The sequence below is a fragment of the Methanosarcina sp. A14 genome, assembly GCF_001729375.1.
GTDB classification, from domain to species: domain Archaea; phylum Halobacteriota; class Methanosarcinia; order Methanosarcinales; family Methanosarcinaceae; genus Methanosarcina; species Methanosarcina barkeri.
Map to the genome: position 1 here is coordinate 1 of NZ_LZPK01000089.1, position 3,941 is coordinate 3,941.

Here is a 3,941-nt window from a genome sequence, read left to right on the forward strand (position 1 = left end):
ATTATCAGTAACATGCTTAAAATGATTAATTATCAGTAACATGCTTAATATGCTTAATTATCAGTAACATGCTTAACATGCTTAATTATCAGTAGAATAATTACCAGTTGTAAGGATTATTGAGGTGGAACTTTGAAAAAACTAGGCATACTTATACTTACTTTCTTGCTGGTTGCATCTATCTTCGTATCTGGCTGTGCATCCAATAAAGAAAATGTATCCGAGAACGGAACCGGATCTGAAGAGACCACTGCAATTACTGAGCTGAACATTGGCTATCAGCCAAGCACCCATCAGATCGCATATATGACTGCGGCTGAAAAAGGATGGTGGAAATCAGACCTTGCACCATATGGAATTACAAAAATTAATGAATACCAGTTTCCGACAGGAGCCCCTGAAATGCAGGCAATGCTGGCTGGAGATCTGGATGTTGCCTATGTAGGAGCAGCACCTGTAATTACAGCTCTCAGCCAGGGACTTGACGCAAAGATTGTTGCACCTGTCCAGATAAACGGTTCAAGTCTGGTTCTTCGTAACGAATACAAATACGAAAGCCCTCAAGACTTAAAGGGTCTTACGATCGCTACTTACCCGACAGGAACAATTCAGGACACCCTGCTCAGAAATTGGCTCCAGAAAAATGGGCTTGACCCTGAAAAAGATGTGAAAATCCTTGGAATGACTTCAGGAGATGCTATCACCGCTATTTCAGCTAAACAGGTTGATGCTGTCTTCCTGCCTCACCCCTCCCCAACAGTTATAGAAAAGGAAGGAAACGGGCGTATCATAGTACAATCTGGAGAGATGGAAGCAAACCATGCCTGCTGTGTGCTTGTCGTAAGTGGAAAACTTATCAAAGAGCACCCGGAAATTGTGGAACAGATTGTAAAGACCCATATTAAGGCAACTGAGTATAACAAGGAACATATGGACGAAGCTGCTAAGATTTTTGCAAATAAGACTACAGAGGATCTTGACACTGTAAAGGACTCGCTTAAGGAATGGGATGGTGCATGGATCACAGATCCAGCCTTGATTGAAGACTCAGCTGTCAATTACTCAAAGGTTCAGTACGAACTTGGGTATATTCCGAAATCCCTGACAAAGGAAGAAATCTTTGACACAAGTTTCTATGAGAAAGCCACGAGTGAGAAATAAGAATAAGAGTAACTGAAGAAAAAGAGAAATCTAAATAAAGGGTTCAAATGCTTCGGCTTTATAGAAGGCAATTGAACCCTTATTTTTTCTGAAAAATGAAGTCTGCCGGAAAGATAAAAAGGTAAGAATTCTTTTAATTAGACATGAACGTTAACTTCATAAAAACAGTTAAAGAAAAAGGCATTGAAGCATTATCGCTCATAGTTGCAATTGCAATATGGCAGCTTGCAGCAGACGTAATTGTACAGAATAAATTTAAGCTGCCTAGTTTTTATGATGTGATAATCTCTTTTTCTGCAATCGTAAAGAGTGGGCTAATTTTTACAGATACATTGACGAGCTTAATTAACTTTGCAATTGGTATTGCTGGCGCTTTTGTAATTGGGATTCCTCTGGGAATAGCCATGGGATGGTTTAAAGATATAAACAGAGCAGTCGACCCTATAATAGAGATACTGCGCCCTATACCCCCCATTGCCTGGATTCCCTTTGCAATCATATGGTTTGGGCTTACCCATCAGGCTGCAGGTTTTGTTGTATTTGCAGGAATGGTTTTTCCAATTATCATCAATACATATACCGGTTTTAAGAACGTACCGAAGGTTTATGTTGAAGCCGCAAGAGTTCTTGGTTGTACCCGAAACCTGGATCTTATACGTTATATTGCAATTCCCTCAGCTATGCCCTCAATTGTTGCAGGAATCAGGATTGCTATGGGTGTAGGCTGGATGTGCCTTGTAGCTGCAGAAATGTTTGGGAGCGACAGCGGACTCGGATATGAGATATGGCACAATTACTACATGCACAGGATGGATTTCGTACTTGTTTATATGTTACTGCTCGGATTTGTTGGCCTTTTAATTGACCGTTTCTTCAGGCATTATGTAAATGCAAAATTACTGAGATGGACATCAGGAACTGTGGTATAAAATGGGTAGAGTAAGTGTAAAAAATGTTTCACGTATCTTTACTAAAAAAGAAGATAATGTAGGTACAGAAGCTTTGCACGATGTGAGCTTTGATGTTGAAGACGGAGAGTTTATCTGCCTTTTGGGACCATCCGGCTGTGGGAAGACCACTCTGCTACGCATCACTGCTGGACTCGAAACCCAGACTTCAGGAGAAATTACACTAAACGGTGTTCCTATAACTGGCCCGGACCCCAAAAGAGGTATGGTCTTTCAGCAATATTCTCTATTTCCCTGGAGAACAGTCATCGATAACATTACATTTGGACTGGAAATGCAGGGGATTAGTAAGGCTGAAGCCAGGAAGCAGGTGGAGAAGTATATAGAACTTGTGGGCCTGGAGCAGTTCAAAAATAGCTATCCATACGAACTCTCAGGAGGTATGCAGCAGCGTGCAGCCATTGCACGAGCCCTAGCCAATGAGCCCGAAGTCCTTCTTATGGATGAACCTTTTGGGGCCCTGGATGCCCAGACTAGAAATATCCTTCAGGACGAACTTCTGAAGATATGGGAACAAAAACACGTGACCTTCCTTTTCGTAACTCATAGTGTGGATGAAGCGGTTGTTCTCGCGGACAGGATAGTGGTCATGACTGCAAGACCAGGAAGGATAAAAGAGATTGTAAAAGTTGACCTGCCCCGCCCACGCTCCAGGACAAGTAAAGAGGTTAACCTTTTAAGAGACCGTATCCTGAAACTTCTGGAAGAAGAAAGATTTCACAGGTAAAGTACTATGGCTTTGATAAAAAAGAGATAAAGCCACAGTGCGAAGGGGTAAAGAATAAAAAAGGGGAAAAAAGAGTTCAAAGAGAATAAAAAAAGGAAGAGAAAAGAAAGAAAAAGTTAACTGTTCATTGGGAACTCACGATTATTCTTCAGCCCGGATAATCACTTTCGTTAATGGCTCTACTTTCCTGACAAGAACTTTTCCGATAAGTTCAAGCGTACCGTCTGCTTTTACGGAGTCGATAACGCACCCAGGCCTGACGCGGATATCCCCCTGGCAGGCTGTAGCATTTATTTTAGCTTTATCAAGAAAAACAAGCTCAGAAACCGTTTCGATATTGCCCAGAATTTTTGCCTTTGAACAGACAAGCGCACTTCTGGCTTTTACATTGCCTCTAACAACTGAACCTTTTCCGAGATCAAGCCTGCCAGTTACTGTGAGGTTCTTCCAGAACTTCACTTCTTGCCCGACAATTACATTGCCATCCAGAGTAAGATCCTCATCAAAAAAAGCTCGTTTTTCAATGACGTAAGTATTGGACCTGGGGTGGTACTTGATAAAACGAATCATTAGAGATCACTCCGGGATACTTGCCCCGGTTATAGATATAAAGCAAATACTTATTCTATAAGGCATTTACAAAAATTTTGTCAATTGAATTTCCAAGATATGATTGAATATCTATTATTTAACAGCATCGAATGTTCACTATCAGACGCCATGAATAAACAATTAAAGCATAAACGACATGCTGAAAAATAAGCGAAAAATATAACCCTATCAAAGAAGCTGAAAAATAGAATTGATAGAAACAGCGAAAAACGTAGTCCAATCAAAGAAGATGAAAAGAAACGACCGGATAAAAGTACAGATAAAAGTGAAGTCTAGATTAAAGAAAAATAATTCCGGTAATAAAGTATCCGGAGATTAATTAGTGTATGTGAATGGAAGAGAGACTGAAGAATTAGATATATATCATTTTTCAGTCTCGGTTTTTCTCATTTGAAATGATCCTGCTTATTCAACGAGGCTGGCGAAACCGTATTTGGGAAGAACCCTTTCGATTTTAATCCGGACTTCATCTC

Annotated in this window: 4 protein-coding genes; 3 read left to right on the forward strand and 1 reads right to left on the reverse strand. The window is 40.5% G+C overall.

From position 1 onward, the window contains the following. Positions 1-132 precede the first annotated feature (132 nt). The 3 genes from A9239_RS05150 (at position 133) to A9239_RS05160 (ending at position 2,856) form a co-directional block, all read left to right on the forward strand. Entirely contained in the window at positions 133-1,161 is a 1,029-nt protein-coding gene (locus A9239_RS05150) for an ABC transporter substrate-binding protein (protein WP_048122551.1), read from the forward strand. Positions 1,162-1,304: 143 nt separating this feature from the next. Next, positions 1,305-2,090 (forward strand): ABC transporter permease, encoded by a 786-nt coding sequence (locus A9239_RS05155; RefSeq protein WP_048122553.1) that lies wholly within the window; start codon positions 1,305-1,307, stop codon positions 2,088-2,090. A gap of 1 nt (position 2,091) precedes the next feature. After that, positions 2,092-2,856, forward strand: coding sequence for an ABC transporter ATP-binding protein (locus A9239_RS05160; protein WP_048122555.1), 765 nt, complete (start codon positions 2,092-2,094; stop codon positions 2,854-2,856). A 141-nt stretch (positions 2,857-2,997) separates the two neighbouring features. Here the strand turns inward: A9239_RS05160 and A9239_RS05165 are convergent, their stop codons facing one another. Then, complete coding sequence (locus A9239_RS05165; RefSeq protein WP_048122557.1) at positions 2,998-3,426, reverse strand: polymer-forming cytoskeletal protein; 429 nt, start codon at positions 3,424-3,426, stop codon at positions 2,998-3,000. Positions 3,427-3,941 lie beyond the last annotated feature (515 nt).